This window comes from Pseudobdellovibrionaceae bacterium (assembly GCA_019637875.1).
Lineage (GTDB): Bacteria > Bdellovibrionota > Bdellovibrionia > Bdellovibrionales > Bdellovibrionaceae > JAHBUW01.
In genome coordinates this window covers 128446-143992 of sequence record JAHBUW010000003.1, presented here as the reverse complement: position 1 = coordinate 143992, position 15547 = coordinate 128446, and the positions used below count along the sequence as shown (strand labels likewise).

Annotated in this window: 15 protein-coding genes; 6 read left to right on the top strand and 9 right to left on the bottom strand. The window is 60.5% G+C overall.

Going from position 1 to position 15547, the window contains the following annotated elements; all coding sequences use genetic code 11:
• Positions 1 to 52: 52 nt before the first annotated feature.
• Genes KF767_05460 through KF767_05435 form a run of 6 tightly spaced genes read right to left on the bottom strand, consistent with a single transcriptional unit; the run spans position 53 to position 4408 of the window.
• The gene (locus KF767_05460) at positions 53 to 535 is read right to left on the bottom strand and encodes a hypothetical protein (protein MBX3017316.1); all 483 of its coding nucleotides are present in this window, start codon (positions 533 to 535) and stop codon (positions 53 to 55) included.
• A gap of 3 nt (positions 536 to 538) precedes the next feature.
• On the bottom strand, positions 539 to 1108 hold the full coding sequence (locus KF767_05455) for a GyrI-like domain-containing protein (protein ID MBX3017315.1): 570 nt from the start codon (positions 1106 to 1108) through the stop codon (positions 539 to 541).
• Positions 1109 to 1112: 4 nt separating this feature from the next.
• Complete coding sequence (locus tag KF767_05450) at positions 1113 to 1664, bottom strand: thioredoxin family protein (GenBank protein MBX3017314.1); 552 nt, start codon at positions 1662 to 1664, stop codon at positions 1113 to 1115.
• Between the two features lie 23 nt (positions 1665 to 1687).
• Positions 1688 to 2413, bottom strand: coding sequence for a biotin synthetase (locus KF767_05445; GenBank protein ID MBX3017313.1), 726 nt, complete (start codon positions 2411 to 2413; stop codon positions 1688 to 1690).
• Positions 2410 to 3267, bottom strand: coding sequence for a carboxylating nicotinate-nucleotide diphosphorylase (gene nadC, locus KF767_05440; protein MBX3017312.1), 858 nt, complete (start codon positions 3265 to 3267; stop codon positions 2410 to 2412). Before nadC ends, KF767_05445 begins: the two co-directional genes overlap by 4 nt.
• Before the next feature lie 55 nt (positions 3268 to 3322).
• Positions 3323 to 4408 (bottom strand): response regulator, encoded by a 1086-nt coding sequence (locus KF767_05435; GenBank protein MBX3017311.1) that lies wholly within the window; start codon positions 4406 to 4408, stop codon positions 3323 to 3325.
• Between the two features lie 44 nt (positions 4409 to 4452).
• On the opposite strand from KF767_05435, the gene lptG reads away from it, so the two are divergent.
• From lptG to rpe, 4 genes are all read left to right on the top strand, one after another.
• The gene (gene lptG / locus KF767_05430) at positions 4453 to 5532 is read left to right on the top strand and encodes an LPS export ABC transporter permease LptG (protein ID MBX3017310.1); all 1080 of its coding nucleotides are present in this window, start codon (positions 4453 to 4455) and stop codon (positions 5530 to 5532) included.
• A gap of 63 nt (positions 5533 to 5595) precedes the next feature.
• Entirely contained in the window at positions 5596 to 6195 is a 600-nt protein-coding gene (gene def / locus KF767_05425) for a peptide deformylase (GenBank protein MBX3017309.1), read from the top strand.
• A gap of 4 nt (positions 6196 to 6199) precedes the next feature.
• Positions 6200 to 7141 (top strand): methionyl-tRNA formyltransferase, encoded by a 942-nt coding sequence (gene fmt / locus KF767_05420; protein ID MBX3017308.1) that lies wholly within the window; start codon positions 6200 to 6202, stop codon positions 7139 to 7141.
• Positions 7142 to 7163: 22 nt separating this feature from the next.
• Positions 7164 to 7814 (top strand): ribulose-phosphate 3-epimerase, encoded by a 651-nt coding sequence (rpe, locus tag KF767_05415; GenBank protein ID MBX3017307.1) that lies wholly within the window; start codon positions 7164 to 7166, stop codon positions 7812 to 7814.
• 9 nt (positions 7815 to 7823) lie between these two features.
• Here rpe and KF767_05410 read toward each other — a convergent pair whose 3' ends face one another.
• Complete coding sequence (locus KF767_05410) at positions 7824 to 8333, bottom strand: hypothetical protein (GenBank protein ID MBX3017306.1); 510 nt, start codon at positions 8331 to 8333, stop codon at positions 7824 to 7826.
• Positions 8334 to 8614: 281 nt separating this feature from the next.
• On the opposite strand from KF767_05410, the gene hutH reads away from it, so the two are divergent.
• Positions 8615 to 10153, top strand: a complete 1539-nt coding sequence (gene hutH, locus KF767_05405) for a histidine ammonia-lyase (protein MBX3017305.1) — start codon at positions 8615 to 8617, stop codon at positions 10151 to 10153.
• Between the two features lie 4 nt (positions 10154 to 10157).
• Here the strand turns inward: hutH and KF767_05400 are convergent, their stop codons facing one another.
• Positions 10158 to 12206 (bottom strand): hypothetical protein, encoded by a 2049-nt coding sequence (locus KF767_05400; GenBank protein ID MBX3017304.1) that lies wholly within the window; start codon positions 12204 to 12206, stop codon positions 10158 to 10160.
• A gap of 81 nt (positions 12207 to 12287) precedes the next feature.
• The gene (locus tag KF767_05395; protein MBX3017303.1) at positions 12288 to 13910 is read right to left on the bottom strand and encodes a hypothetical protein; all 1623 of its coding nucleotides are present in this window, start codon (positions 13908 to 13910) and stop codon (positions 12288 to 12290) included.
• Positions 13911 to 13988: 78 nt separating this feature from the next.
• Between KF767_05395 and KF767_05390 the strand changes: the two genes are divergently transcribed.
• Positions 13989 to 15467: a hypothetical protein gene (locus KF767_05390; protein MBX3017302.1), complete on the top strand. Its 1479-nt coding sequence runs from the start codon at positions 13989 to 13991 to the stop codon at positions 15465 to 15467.
• The last annotated feature ends 80 nt before the right edge of the window (positions 15468 to 15547 follow it).

Below are 15547 nucleotides of genomic sequence, written 5' to 3'. Positions count from 1 at the left end.
TTCTGGATGCGGATCGTTTCGTCTTGAGACAAGTCTCTGACGAACTGGACGCCTAGGTGTTGCGGCAGCGAGCGTAGGCCGAAAGTAACGTGCGCACGGTGCGAGGGATGTCGCCCATCCGGATCATCATGCCGCCGCCTAAACGACGACTGGCGCCGTTCCAGTGGACCTCGCCGTTCGTGCCTTGGTAGCGGTGATATACGCAGCGCTCGTCGCGATTTTCGACGGCCCACCAGGTGATTCGTCCGGAGCCATCACGGAAAGGCAGAGTCTCGCCGTAGAGGCTTTCGGCGTTTGCGGGCAGTTTCGAGGCCGCGGGATTGCCGGTCGCGTTCCGTCCGTGACGGGCTTCGTTCACGGTGTAAACCGGGCGAACTTCGTCCGCGAGGGCCGAGGTCAAAAGCCAGGCGCTTTCAAAATCGTCATCGTGCGGATCGCGGTTCGTGTACGCCACGTCCAAGATCGCCTCTATGGGAAGGGTGGCGTGCGCGGAAAAACTGAAAAGGAAAATCAGCGACAGCCAAACCGCGCGCATCGCTTACTCCGGCAAAGCCTGTAGGCCGCCCAGCAGCGGGAAGTAGTAGATGGTCTTGACGTCCTTGGGGCCGCCGACCTCGTAGATTTCGAGGACGTTCCAGCCTTCGAAGGCGTAGCGTTTTTCCTGAATGCGCTCCATGGCCGCCGGGTACGCCTTGAACGGGCCGATGCCGGGGGAGCCGTCGAAGTGCGCGATCACGAAATCGCCCGCCGGGTACTCGGTCAGCGCCACGCCTTCGGGTAGGGTCACGCCGTCGAGGGACGCCTCTGCGGGAAGGACGCAGCCACCGCGCGAGCGCAGGCGAATTTCTTCGGTCGCTTTCGGATCGTCGAGGTACAGACCGAAGCTGCGCGTGCAGTCCAGGCCCTTCTCTTTGGCGAAGGCTTCGACTTCTTCGATGATCGGCACGATTTTGTGATAGGGGCCGACGTGCTCTTTGCCGAGCAGGCGGAACGGACCCGCCGGGCCTTCGGTGAGCGTCACGGCTTTGAAGTAACCGGTGTAGTAGGCGACGTAGATGACGAAGGCGATCAGGCCCGTGAACAGTCCCAGGAAGGTGGCGCGCAACATCGATTTACTCTTTCCACTTGATGGAGCAGCCCATCGACGGAGTTTGATTCACGGGTGCGGGCTGGCCCGCCGCCAGAAGTTTCGCGGCTTCATACAGCTCGCGCACGGTGACTTTGTCGGCCTCTTTCCACGAGTCGTCCAGACGCCCGCGGTAGGCGAGTTTGCCGTCGCCGTCGTACATGAAATAGTCCGGCGTGCAGACCGCGCCGAAACTTTTCGCGACGCTTTGGTTTTCATCGTAGAGGTAAGGGAAAGTGTAGCTCTTCAGCTCGGCGCGCGCTTTCATGCTGTCGAACGAGTCCTCCGCATAGCGGTTGGCGTCGTTCGCCGAAATCGCGACCACCGGGACGTTCAGCGCCTGCAGATCGCGGCCCAGGGTGATGAGTCGATCCTCGATCGCTTTGACGTAGGGGCAATGATTGCAGATGAACATGACCAGAAACGGCCGTCCCGGCGCGAGATCTTTTTTGCCGTAGATGCGGCCATCGGTCGCGGGCAAGTTGAAGTCGGGACAAGTCTGTCCCAAGTCGGGGGACGGCGTATAAGTCAGGGCCATGTCACTCTCCTGAGGAAAACGCTCTAAAGCGTCGACCAGTCGATCTTTTCGCCACCGGCGACGATCAGGCTGCCCTCGGGGGTAACAGCATCGTAGGGAGCGGTCAAATTCGGATTGCGGTTGAGCGCGTAACGCAAAGACGCGCACTGGTTCGGGCTTAAGGTCGCCTTGGTTTCACGGAGCGCGGAAACGAGCTCGAGCCACAGGCGGTCCAAGAACAAATTCCAACCCAGCTCGTTCACCCGGTCGAGACTCAATCCCTCGGCCAAGCAGGTCGCCGTGGGTAGATCGGGCTTGTTGAAGACGTTCAGACCCAAGCCGAAAATCAAACGGGTCTTGTCGCCCTGCTGGACGTTTTCGAGCAGGATGCCCGCGAGTTTTTTGTCGCCGAGGTAAAGATCGTTCGGGGCTTTGAGCGAAAACGGCAGATCGGGCCAGGTGGTCACCATCGCGCGAAACAGCGAAAGTCCCAAGGCGGGAGCCAGCACGGGTTGCGGCGGCGCCGACAGCTGAAAGCTCCAGCTCGACAGCAAAAGATCGCCCGGAGCCGCATCTTGCCAGATGTTCGCGCCGCGGCCGCGGCCCGCACTTTGGTGATCGGCGATGAAGACCTCGAAGTCCGCTTGACCGGCGCGAAACGCGGACTCTTTCGCCCAATCGTTCGTGCTCGTGACCGAAGGTTGGCTGTGCGCCGCGATCTGCGAGGTGTGGGCCCAGTTCTGGGTCGCGACGAAGACCGAGAAACTCACGGACGGCCCCGCTCGGCCGAGTCGCGGACGGCTGAGTCCCAGTCGAAGAGGAGGCTCATGTCCGCCGAGGGCGCGGAGTGGGTCAAAGCGCCGACGGAAATGAACTGCACGCCGAGCTTCGCGACCGAGCCGACGCGATCGAGCGTCATGTTGCCGCTGGCTTCGGTTTCGATCGAGGCCGGGATGATTTTCAAGGCCTGCGCGAGCAGATCGTTGTCCATGTTGTCGAGCAGGATGCGCGCGACTTTCAACTCCACCGCCTCTTGGACATCTTCCAGCGTGCTGGCTTCAACTTCGATGGGCGCATTCGAGTGCTCACGGATACGTTCAACCGCGGCGCGGATGCCCCCCATGACGGCGATGTGGTTGTCCTTCACGAGGATCGCGTGGCTCAGATTCAAGCGGTGATTCATGCCCCCGCCGTGGACGACGGCCTTCTTCTCAAGGCCGCGGTAGCCGGGCGTGGTTTTGCGCGTGTCGAGGATGCGCGTCGTTGTGCCGTCGATCCTTTTCACGAATTCACGGGTCAGGGTCGCGATGCCCGTGAAGTGCATCAGAAAGTTCAGCGCCACGCGCTCGGCCTTCAGGATCTGGACGAGGTCGCCGTGGATCGTGCAGATGATCTGGCGATTCAAGATGGCATCGCCCTCTTCGAAGTGCCATTTGATTTTGGCGTTGGGCTCGAGGAAGTGCACGCTCTGCTCGAATGCGGGAGAGCCCGAAAGGGAAAGATCTTGCTTGGCGATCAGGCGCGCGCGTCCGATCCGGGGGGACAGCGCGAGGCTATCGGTCGTCAAATCGCCCGCGGGCATGTCTTCGGTCACGGCGGCGCGAATAAGATCTTTGATGTTCAAGGTGAGCCTCCGGAGTTCAATGCCGCGGGCGGAAGCCCGGGGTTTTTAGAGCGGCTCAGATTTCATCAAGACGTTCGGAATCCTTCAAGAGTTTTTGCAACTCTTCGCGCACAACGCGCTCGACAACGTCCGGAAGGATGCGCCAGGCAATGGTTTCCAGTACGTCGCGCGATTGCTCGCGCAGGATCTGCTCGGCGCGTTCGTAGTCGAGATTAGGAACGTTAAGGTGTGCGTCGTGAGACGAAGATTCGGGCAGATTCGGGATGCCGGCACTTGTCCCCAGACTGATGCGCGAGCGGCTGCCTTCATTCACGGCAGGGGCTTGGCGTTTGCCCGTGCGGGTCAGTCCCGATTTCGCGTCCGCGACGCCGGCACGGTCGAAGTTGTGGATCGAAACCTCTTCGCCGGTCGAGGACCAAACGACCGCCGAGTCGTTCACGTCCTCGTCGATTTCGGGAAGCGGGATTTCATCCGAGGCGCCGTTGGTGCCCACGCGGAATTTCGCGAGATCCGCCTGCGACCATTCGTCGCCCGCTTCGCGCGGCGATTGGAACTCCCGTGCGGCGGTGCCGGGCTCGCGGCGGCGGGGCAGCGGCACATGCTTGAACTCTTCCGCCTCGTGCTCTTCTCCGTCGTCCGGATGAGCGAAGGGATCTTGCGCGACGGCCTCTTCGACGGCGGCTTGATCGGCTTCAGCGTAAGCTCCGGCCTGATCATCCATGAATTCGGGACGCTCGGGGAACTGCAGGTAGTTGCTGATCATGTTGGCTTGCAGCCGGGGGACGAGCTCTTTCACCAGATTGCGCAGGTGATCGGCGTCGAAGGGTTTTTCCAGGCTGCGATCGACGCGGCTGGAAAGGACTTTGCCCTGATCGAGCTCCATAAAGCCGCTCCACATCAGAACGACGGGGACGACCTCAAGCTCGGCGTCGTTCTTCAGGTCGGCGCAGACCTCGTAACCGTTGCGTTTGGTGAGCAGAACGTCGGCAAAAACGATGTCCGGCATGAAGCTTTTCGCGACGGCCAGCACGTCGGTGCCCACCGGGACGGATTTCACCTCGACTCCAAAATCTTGGAGCGCGAGCTGGATCACTTTTTTGATCGTCGCACTTTCATCCGCCAACAGGACGCGTAACGCCATAATTCGAGTTAACAGGACGCTTTTTATCGAGTCAACTGAATCCGGTGAACCGCATTGACCGTTATATCTCAGGATTTTTCTGGAGTTACCTGATCGGGGGGCTCCTCGTTTTCGTCACACTTTTCGTCGCCGTGGATGCGATGTCGGTCATGGTTTCCTACCCCGAAACGGCGGGCGGCACGCTCCTTCGGTATTATGGCTATTCGGTGCCCGAGATCGTTTACCGGATGATTCCCGTGGCCTCGCTGCTCGCGTCGATCATGACACTGTCGACCCTGCAGCGCGGGAACGAGCTGACGGCCCTGTTCAGTTGCGGCATGAGTCTGTTCCGCATCGCGGCCCCCATGCTGGTGTGGATCGTGTTGAATTGCGGGCTCGTCTTCGTGATGGCCGACCAGGTCCTTCCCGGTTTCGCGAAGCAGAAGAACTTCGTTTTTTACCACGAGATCCGCAAGAACCCGGGCCTCTATTCGATCGTGAAGACGGACCGGATCTGGTACCGCTCGAAAGACATGATCTTCAACATCAAGACCCTGAACGAACAGGCCCAACGCGCGCAGGGGCTGACGCTTTACTTCTTCAATCCGAACTGGGATCTGCTCCAGATGATCAGCGCGGACGAGGTCGACATGAAGGGCAGCCAGTGGCTTTTGCACAAAGGCACGGTGACGCTGTTTTCGGAAGACTCGAGTTTTCCGCTGTCGAGCACGTTCAATGAGAAAACGATTTTGATGGGCGAGGACGCGAAGGACCTGAGCTCTTCGGCGAATACCTCGGACATCCTCTCGCTGAAGGAGCTGTCCGAGTTCATCAAACGCAATAAAGAGGCGGGGCTCGATACCCTTCGGTACGAGGTCGACTATTATTCGAAATACGGCTTCGCCTTTTCGGCCTTCGTCATGTCGCTTTTGGGCATTCCGTTCGCGGTGGGGAAAGCCCGTTCGGGCGGCATCATGCTGAATGTCGGGATTTGTTTGGGATTGGTGGCGCTTTATTGGACCGCGTACTCGGCGGCGCTAACGCTGGGCAATTACGGGCAAATTCCGCCCGTTGCGGCGGCCTGGACCCCGAATCTGCTCAGCCTCGGATTGGCGTTTTTTCTGTTCCGCAGACTCAAACGCTAAATCCGCGCGAGCCCATGACAAATCCTTGATTTCAATATAGAATCTAGTGTCAAAGGTGGCTCTATGATTCTGGAAATCCTGAAATTCCCCGATCCGCGTCTGCGCGAAAAGTCCGAACCCATCACCGAGTTCGGCCCCGAGCTGCAACAACTCGCCAGCGATATGCTGGAGACGATGTACGCCGAGCACGGCATCGGCCTCGCGGCCCCTCAGGTCGGCGTGCTGAAACAGATGCTCGTGATCGACTGCCGTCCTAAAGATGAAAACGGTCAGTTCGTTCCCGAAGAGATGACCGAGTTGGAGCGCCAGATCGGGCAGCCCCTCGTGATTTTGAATCCGCGCATCGTAAAGAAAGAGGGCAAGACCACCTACGACGAGGGCTGCCTGTCGGTGCCCACGTTCTACGACACGGTCGAGCGCGCGCTGATCGTGGAGCTCGAGTACGAAACCCTGAAGGGCGAAACGAAGCGTCTGCGGACCGATGGTCTGCTCGCGATCGTCATCCAGCACGAGATGGACCATCTTGAGGGAACGCTCTTCATCGACCGCATCAGCTTCATCAAATCGAACAAGATCAAAAATCAGATCAAGAAGCACGGCTATCCTGAAAAGAAAAAAGCGGAACTGGAAGTCGACGACGACAAAGTTCCTTCGCGGAGATAATTGAATGAGCCGCGTACGCGTTTGTTTCCTCGGCACTCCAGAGATCGCGGTCACCTGTCTGAAGGCGATGCTGAACGACGATCACTTCGAGATCGTGGGCGTCGTGACCCAACCCGACCGTCCCGCCGGGCGCAAACTGATGCTGACACCTTCGCCGGTGAAAAGCCTGGCGCTGGCGCACGACCTGCGCGTGATTTCACCCGACAATATCAATCAAGACGTGATCCTTCAGGAGATCGAAAGCTGGAGCGCCGAGATCGCGGTCGTCGTGGCCTTCGGGCAAATCCTGTCGACGAAGTTTTTAGAGCTTTTCCGTTTCGGCGCGGTCAACGTCCACGCCTCGATTCTGCCGCGCTGGCGCGGGGCCGCGCCCATTCAGCGCAGCCTCGAAGCCGGGGAAACCGAAACGGGCGTAGCCCTTCAGAAAGTCGTGAAGAAGCTGGATGCGGGGGATCTGCTCGGTATCCGTCGCCTGAAGGTGACCGACGAGATGAGCGCGCAGGACGTCTACGATCAGATGGGAGTTTTGGGCGCGGATCTGCTGCATATTGAACTCATGGACTTCATCCGCGGGAATCTCGCGGGAATTCCGCAGAATCACGAGCTCGCGACCTACGCGAAAAAAATCGACAACCTCGAGGCTCGTCAGGATTGGACGTCGCCCGCGCGTTTGATTTTCAATCGCAGCCGGGCCTTCGTATTCGGTCCCGGGATCTGGGTGCCTTTCCGCGACAAGAAACTCAAACTTCATCGCGTAAAACCGCTCGCGGAAAATTTCAACGTTCCGGCGGGCCATGTCGCGGTCGTCGATCGCGAGCAGCTCATCATCCAGACGAGCGACGGCGCGCTGTCGCTTTTGGAAGTTCAGCCCGAATCCCGTAACCGTATGCCGATTTCGGAATTTCTGAAGTCCGCGAATCTGAGTGAAGGAGACCTCTTTGCCTGACGCTCGTGTCGATTACCGCCGGATCGAAAAGCCGCTCATCTCGCCCAGCATTCTGTCGGCGGACTTCGCGAACCTCGAAGCCGAGGTGAAACGTCTGGCCGAGTCGGGCGCGGACTGGGTCCATGTGGACGTCATGGACGGAAACTTCGTGCCCAACCTGACGATCGGCATGGGCGTCGTCGCGGCCTTGAAGAAAATCTCGCCGCTGCCGCTGGACGTTCACTTGATGATCGATAAGCCCGAACGTTACGTCGAAGAGTTCGTGAAGTCCGGCGCCGACATCGTCACCATTCACGTCGAAGCCACCGATCAGGTGGGGCCGACGCTGAAGCGGATTCGCGAACTGGGCGCCAAAGCGGGGATCACCTTGCGGCCGCGCACGCCTTTAGAAGCGGTGCTACCTTACCTGGATCAGGTGGATCTGGTGCTGGTCATGACCGTCGAGCCCGGTTTCGGCGGTCAGAAATTCATGACCGATCAGGTGCCGAAGATGGATCACCTCCGGGCAGAGATCGACCGTCGCGGTTTGAAAGTCTGGATCGAAGTGGACGGCGGCGTGAGTGAAGCCACGCGCGATCAGTGCAAGTCGGCCGACGTCCTGGTGGCCGGCAACGCGGTCTTCAAATATCCCGGCGGCATTCAGGCCGGGATCGAACTCCTTAAAATTCGTTAGAGCTGGGCGCTAGTCCTCTTCGTCTTGGGCATCGATGTAGCGACGCATGACTTCGTCGATGCGGCGGACGTCCACCACATTCGCTTCGCTGGCGGGACTGCGGGTGGCCTCGCGGATGGGTTGCTTCAACGCGTTCATCAGCGACTTCAAGAGCTGCGGACTGGTGCCGCGCGCGCGGAAACTCTGTTCGATCTCTTGGTAGACCTGCTCGAATCTTTCGGATTCGCTGAGTTCGGGTTCGACCTCCGCGCGGGGATCGAGGCTCGCCGGAATGCGGGGGCTCGGCTTCTGGAAGACGTCGCTTTGCGGATGCGCTTCCGTAGGCGTTTCGGTCGGTTTTTCCTCGGCCGTCTGCTGGGGCTGGGGCGGACAGGGGCCGGACTCCCCCTTCGCGGCGTCGCCGGTGAATTCCGCCGTGACGGCGAGCGCGTCGTCCGCAGGCAGGCGGGCGGCGTTCCAAGATTGAGCGTGAGTGAAAGCGGGCAGGGCGAGGACGAGGGGCAGGATCAAGGTTCTCATGGGCTTCCTTTGCGACATGTCTTTTAAGTTTAAAGCCCCGGTCGCGCTTTCCCGAGCGTGGGGGCGTCCGGACGGCGGATTTTCGCGGGGGCGGTCCCAATTGATCCCGGCTTCTCTAAATGCGACACCGATGGCCTTTTTGTGCAAATGTTCTTCGGCGCGGGGCCGTCGAACTCCCAAACGAAATCAGGCCTTTGTCGAAGGCCTCGACAGCCCGCGCGGGCATTGACTCGCGCGCCCTTCCACCGGACAACGGGTCTTTTCCAGAGAGGACAAGACCTATGAAATCGTGGGTAGACATTGCCGGAGAAGGCGTCACGGTCGAAAACATCAAAGCCTGGTCGCAAGGCGGAACGCAGTTCCGTTTGGCCCCCGCCGCCCGCGAAAAAGTCCTCGCGTCGCGCGCGATGATCTCGGAAAAGATCCGTACCGGCGAAGCCATCTACGGCGTCAACACGGGCTTCGGCGCCTTCAGCTCGGTCCGCATCAGTGACGCCGAGATCGAAGAGCTTCAGCGCAATCTGATCCGCAGTCACTCGGCCGGCATCGGCGAACCCTTCACGCCCGAGCAGACCCGCGCGATCATGATCCTGCGGGCGAACACTCTGGCACGCGGTCACAGCGGCGTGCGCCCCGAAGTCATCGACAAGATCCTGGAGTTTTTGAACGCGGACTGCTTGCCCGTGATCCCCGGCCAAGGTTCGGTGGGCGCGAGCGGCGATTTGGCTCCGCTTTCCCACTTGGCTTTGGGTTTGATGGGCGAGGGCCCCGCGTGGAACGGCTCTGCGCAGGCGCCGATGAAAAAGGTCTTGAGCGAAAAGTCGCTGCAGCCTTTGGTTTTGCAGTTCAAAGAAGGCCTGTCGCTGATCAACGGCTGTCAGGTGATGACCGCGGTGGGTATGCTGGCGCTTTACGATGCGCGCGACCTCGCCTGGCTGGCGGATGCCGCGGGCGCGCAGTCGCTGGAAGGACTGCTCGGTTCGCGCAATGCCTTTGATCCTTTGATCTCGGCCGCGCGCCCGCACACGGGGGAAATCCGCACGGCGAAAAACTTGCGTACGCTCCTGAGCGAAACCTCCGAGATCGCGGAAAGCCACCGCGATTGCAATCGCGTGCAGGACGCGTACTCGCTTCGCTGTATGCCCGCGGTGCACGGCGCGGTGAAGGACGGCCTTCGTCATACGTGGTCGGTACTTGAGACCGAAGCGAACTCTTCCACCGACAATCCGCTCGTCTTCACCGAAGGTGAGAAGATCCTGTCTTGCGGCAACTTCCACGGGATGCCCGTGGCTTTCTCGCTGGACTACGCGGCCATCGTGCTTTCCGCGATGGCGTCCATCAGCGAGCAGCGGATCTCGAAGCTCATCAATCCGGCGATGTCGGGTTTGCCGGCGTTCCTGGCGCCGAACGGTGGATTGAATTCGGGACACATGATCGTGCAGGTGGCGGCGGCGTCGCTGGTCAGCGAAAACAAAGTCCTGGCCCATCCGGCGAGCGTCGACAGCATTCCGACTTCGGCCGACAAGGAAGATCACGTGAGCATGGGGACGATCGCCGCGCGCAAACTCGTGCGCGTGATCGACAACGTCCGCAACGTCATCGCGATGGAGCTGCTTTCGGGTTCACAAGCGGTGGATTTGGTGCGTCCGCTGAAGAGCTCCAAAGCGGTCGAGGCGTTGCACACGGCGATCCGCAAAAAGGTGCCCTTCGCGCCCACGGACCGCATCTTCGCGGACGACGTGACCGCGATCCGCGAAATGATCCAAAGCCGCGAGCTGATCGCGGCCGTGGAGTCGGCGGTCGGTCCTCTGGAATTCTAATCGATTAGCGAGTCGAAGGCGCCAGCTTCCCCGAGACTGCGGTCGACGCCGTCACGGGTTTTTTCGCGCCTGTCGGCGCAACTAGTTTTTGCGCGCCTGTCGGCGCGACGAGATTTTTGGCGCCCGTGGGCGACACCAGAGTCTTGCTACCGGTGGGGGCCGTCAGGGTTTGGGCGCCGGTGTTCGCGGGCATGGGGCGGAAGCGCTGCTCTTGACCGCGGACGGTCGTTGAACCCGTCGGAGCGGTGACGGGTTTTTCTTCTTCGGTGCGCGCGCGGGGCGGAACGTCCGGCCAGGGCACGATCCGGCACATCAGGATTTTCTCGGCCTTCCCTTTTTCCGGAAGTTTCTCGAGGACCATGTGATCGGCGATGCGCTCGGTTTCCGAACCGGGAGCCTGCACCTTGAAACGAACGGTCAAACGCAAAGAGGTTTTATCCGCCTGTTTCTTGATGATCTCGAGATCCAGGAAGTCGTCGCCCGCGAGCGAGGGACGCAGCGGATACATTTCTTTGCTTTGCACGTCGAACGTGAATTCGAATTCGCGCCACTGGGGCTCGGAAACCTGCACGAGCACGCCTTTTTCGATGCCGTGGTACGTGATGTTCACGCGGCAGTTTTCGTCGCGCGGATTGCTGGCGTCCAGCGTACGGACGTCGAACGCGTCGGTCGGTTGCGCCATGGTGACGGTGTACTCACGCAGCGACAGGCGCAGGATCGCGCTGGACGCTTCGATCGCGTTCAGTTGCTCGAACGTCCATTCGTCCACGGACACTTGCGCGTGGCGCAGGTACTCATAGACTTGGCGTTTCTTCAGTTTGTCGCGCGACTTGATGAAGCTGTCGGCCACCGAGTGGGCCAAGCCCGTCACGGAAGACATGAAGCTCATATCTTTTTTCTGCGCGGTTTCGTAAGCCATACGGAACAGCACGGATTCCAGAATCCAGCGCGCGGCGCTTTCATCGGTCGCCATGTCTTTCGCGGGGATCAAAACGGCGTCTTTCAGTTGCACTAAACGATATTCGGTCTGCTCGGGCAAACGGAAGCCCGCGACCAAAACATCGGCCTGGAAGTGCTTCCAGATGTCGGCGTCCGCGGCGTTGTAAGTGCGCAACTTCAGCTCTTTGAGTTTTTTCTCGAGACGATCGGCGGTGGCCGCGTTCATCACGCGGATTTTCTGCAGCATCGGCTTCAAGATGACGCTGTAGGCTTTCGACTCGATGACCTTATAGTCTTTCACTTCGAATTTCGTGGGCGCCTCGGTCACGCTGGTGCTCGCGGTGACGGCCGGGCGTGCGACTTGTCCATCGCGACCGGTGGGGCCGGTCACGCCGGTCGCGGCAACGACGACGACGGTGGTCGTGTGCGTGTCGCGATTCACGCTCTGCGCGGGGCCGGTGGGCGCGGTTTCTGTCCGCGCGCCGGTCGGCGCGACCGCGACGTCATCTTTGGGCATGGGGCGGAAGCGCTGCTCTTGGCCGCGGCGTTGTTCGGGGGTGGCGGGAGTCGCTTCGGCTTCGACTTGATCTTCGACCGAAGGCGGGGGCACGGGCCGGAAGGCCGCGGTGCTCGCGGTCACTCCGGTCACCGCCGTGGCCGGGCGGACGCCCGAGGGAGCAGTCACCGCGGGGCGGGGCATATCTTCGGGGAAGTCGGGCGAGGCATCGACGATTTCAACCGGACGCGAGGGCTGCAGTCGCAAATCCGCGGGCGGGTTCGCCATGGTCGCGGGATCTTCCACGCGGGTCACGGCCGGAACGGCGGGGATCGCCACATTCGTCGAGCCGACGGGAAGGTTCGTTTCATCGCGCGGGGGCTCGACACTTAAGGAGCCTTCGGGAAGGGCGGTCCGTCCATATTGGGTTTGGACATCACCGGCGCCCAGGTTCACCTCGGGAGGAAGTGCTTTGCCTTTCACGACCTCTTCAGGTTTTGGCATATCCGGGCCCACGGCCGCGGGGGCGGCGGGCGTTTGGGTGCGACGTGACTCGTTTTGCGTGCAACCGGCCAAAAGAACGACACTGGAAAGCACACCAATAACTACAAAGTTCATGACCTACCTCATCAACTCAGAGGTAGAGCATCGGTCGTGCCAGTTTTCTGTAATTGAGACAAAGAGGGGTGCCGAAAAACGTTACTGGAGGTTGAGTTCGAACGGCAGGTAGTGCTGAATCGGCTCGAAGCGGACCGCCGGGAAGTCGGTGGCGGTCAGACCGGTATGGGCGCCGAGTTCCGCGCCTTCCGTCGCGGCGTCCATATCGGTAGCGGGAATGAAGTCGGGCATCGTGCCCGTCACGCACTGGGGACAGCTGAGTTCGGGACGCTTGATGTCGAGCGGTGAAAGCAGGTCGGCCGAGTACATTGACAGCGACGAGCTCTTCCTTTGCAGGAACATGAAGCGTCCGTCCATAAGGCGTCCAATCGAGGGCGCTCGGTAGCCATCGGTTTCGTCCTTACGTAAGACCCACTCCTGCGAAAAGTCGCGGCGATAGCGCGCGAAGGTCAGCGCGTTCATACTCGACTCCGAGAAGATGAAGCCGCCGTCGGCGGTGACGAGCGGGGGACCGCTCAAGGGCTTTTCTGTGGCGAAGCGGAGCGCAGATTTGATATCGCCGTTCGCGCTCAGCTCCAGAATCCGGCCGTGACCCAATTTGTGAAGGGGATACTCGGGGGCCGGCACGAGCTTGTTGCCACCCACGAAGACCGTATCGTCGTTGGCGAAGAACAAACGGGATTCGCCGTAGAGCGCCGAGGTCGCGAGTCCCGGATAGGCCCGAGAGTAGATGCTTTGCCCCGTGGAACTGAACCGCAGCACGTTCGCGTCACCGTTCACGAAGGTCAGCACGAAAAGTCCTCCGGAGGGCGAAATATGAATGGAACGCGCGTCACCCGGAATCGTGCGGGAGAAAAGGATCTGGCCCGACGGACCGAACTTCGCCACGATCACCGCGGACGTTGTCCCTTCTCGCTCGTAGGCGAGGAGCGCGTACGTATTGTCGCTCGCGTCCACCGTAAGTCCACGGAACCGAATCGCCTTCGAGTTCGCTTGGTCGATCCGTTTGTTCCAGACGATGTTCCCGTCAACGTCTAAACGTGCAAGCCATGTGGTCGCGTGTTCTGCGGAAGCGGGATAGCGGCCGTCGCCGTAGCCTCCGCTCAGGATCATCCCGCCGTCGCGCGAAGGACGCATGTAAGAGTATCCGAGTTGATAGAGATCATGTGCTTCGAACTGGTAACGCCGGGACCACAAGGGGCGTCCCTCGGCGTCGTAACGCCCGACGTACTTGCCTTCGGACCTCAGTTGGCCGTTAGCGATTTTCCAAAGCGATCCCGACGAGACAAAGCCCGAGCCCGAAACCTCCAGCGCACCGATCAGATCGAGGTGTTCGACGAAGATCTGCCCTTGGTAGTAGATGCGCGTGGGGTTCGCGGCGTTGGTGTCGACTTGAACTTCGGGTTGCTCGGTCGTGGCGATATCCAAGCAGTTGTCGCGGGTCAGGTAGAACTTGCCGTTGCGGCCCGCGATCGCGCGGTCGAAGCCCAAGGTGTCGGCGCAGGCGTTGGTCGCGACGTGCACGTAAAGTTTGCCGTCGTAACCGCTGCCGTTACCTTGAGTGGAGCCGCTGACATCGAGTTTGAAATCGGCGAGATCGAGTTGGGCCAGGCCTTTGCCACCGCAATTCTGAAAGACGAGCGCCGCGCACATCAGTGCGAGCACGGTCCCCACGACGCGGAAGCTGTGTCCCCGAATCCCCATGGCTCTATTTTAAAGCACACTCGCCCTTTGGCCGATGAGAAAACGTCAGGGCGTGCGGAACGTCCCAAAGCGAGACAGATGGCGAATTTCGATCCTCAACTCATACAAGAATGCGACGCGGGAATCCGCGCCGGCCAAGTCGCGTCCGTGAAGGAACGCCTGGCGGGGATCAATAGCGCGCAGGTCCCGCGCGAATACCGGTTGCCGCTGGCGAATCTGTGCCGTCGGGTGGCCCTGAATGAGATGGCGATGCGCCTTCTGGCCCCCGTGATCAACGAGGCCCGCGAAGGTCTGGGCGAGCCCGCCAGCCAAGGCGAACTCGCCGAATACGCGGTGTTACTTCAGCGCTTCGGGGTCATCGACGAGTCGATGAAGATCCTGAAGGGCATTTCCCATCTGGACGTGCCCGAGACGCTTTTGTTCCAAGCCTTTTGCCACTTCAATCGGTGGGAGTACTTCGAATCCGTGTCGCTGCTCCAGTCCTACGTGCAAAAGCAGCTGGACCCTTACAAAAAACTGATCGGCGAGGTCAACCTTGCGGCGGCCCTGACGACGACCGTTGCGTTCACCGAGGCGCTGCCGCTGCTCGGTCGCCTGATCGAGCAAACGGGACGTGAAGGCCATCGGCGCCTGCAGGCCAACGCTTACGAGATCCGCTCGCAGATTCACTTGAGTGAAAACGCTTACGACGCGGCCGAAGCGGATTTGAACGAAGCCCACCGGATTCTGGCCGGTGACGGCACCGTGGCGGAGCTCTCGACGTTGAAATGGCGCGCGGTTCTAGGCGCTTGCCGCACGGGCGACACCCGTGAGCTGCGGGAGTTCCGCGGACGCGCGGTGGAATTCGGCGATTGGGAAGCCGTTCGTCACTCGGATCTGAACTTGCTGCGTTTCGATTTCGAAGAAACGCTTTTCAACTACCATCTATTCGGATCGCCTTGGCAAGGTTACCGCGACATCGCCCAGCGCAATCTGGGCCGCGTGATCGTGACCGAGCACTTCGATTACGGAACGCCGGGGGGACGGGTGATCGACGTCACCGCGGCGAAGCTCGACGGTGCGGATGCGTTCCCCGCGGGCAGCAAATTGCACCGCGCGCTCGCGACGTTGGCGCGCGACTTTTACCGACCCGTACCGGTCGGGGTCATGTTCAACGCCCTTTTTCCGGGGGAATTCTACGACGTCTTTTCGAGTCCCAACCGGGTCCACCAGGTCCTCTTCCGCCTGCGCAAGTGGGCGGGCGAAAACGGCCTTGGATTCGAGATCGACCACGGTAAAGACGGATACCAATTGCGGATGATCGAGCCGCTGGTCTTGCGCGTCCCCTACGAGAAGAAAGATCCCGACTCGAACAAAGAACTGCTCCGTCAGCTGCATCGCGGGGATTTGCGCGAAGAGCTCTTCGGCGCGCAGGACTGCGCCGGTCATTTGAAGATCTCGCTGGCGGCCGCGCGAAAGTTCCTGACCTGGGCGGTCGAAAACGACATGATTATAAAGACGGGGGCCGGATCCGGTACCCGATATCAATTGAAAACGAAGCTCGCGCGCGCCGGCTAATTTACGCGGTCTCGACCGTCAAAGTTTTAGTCGCTCTTCGACGCGATGTAAGTTCGAAGCTTCCTCCGTTCGCGAGATCC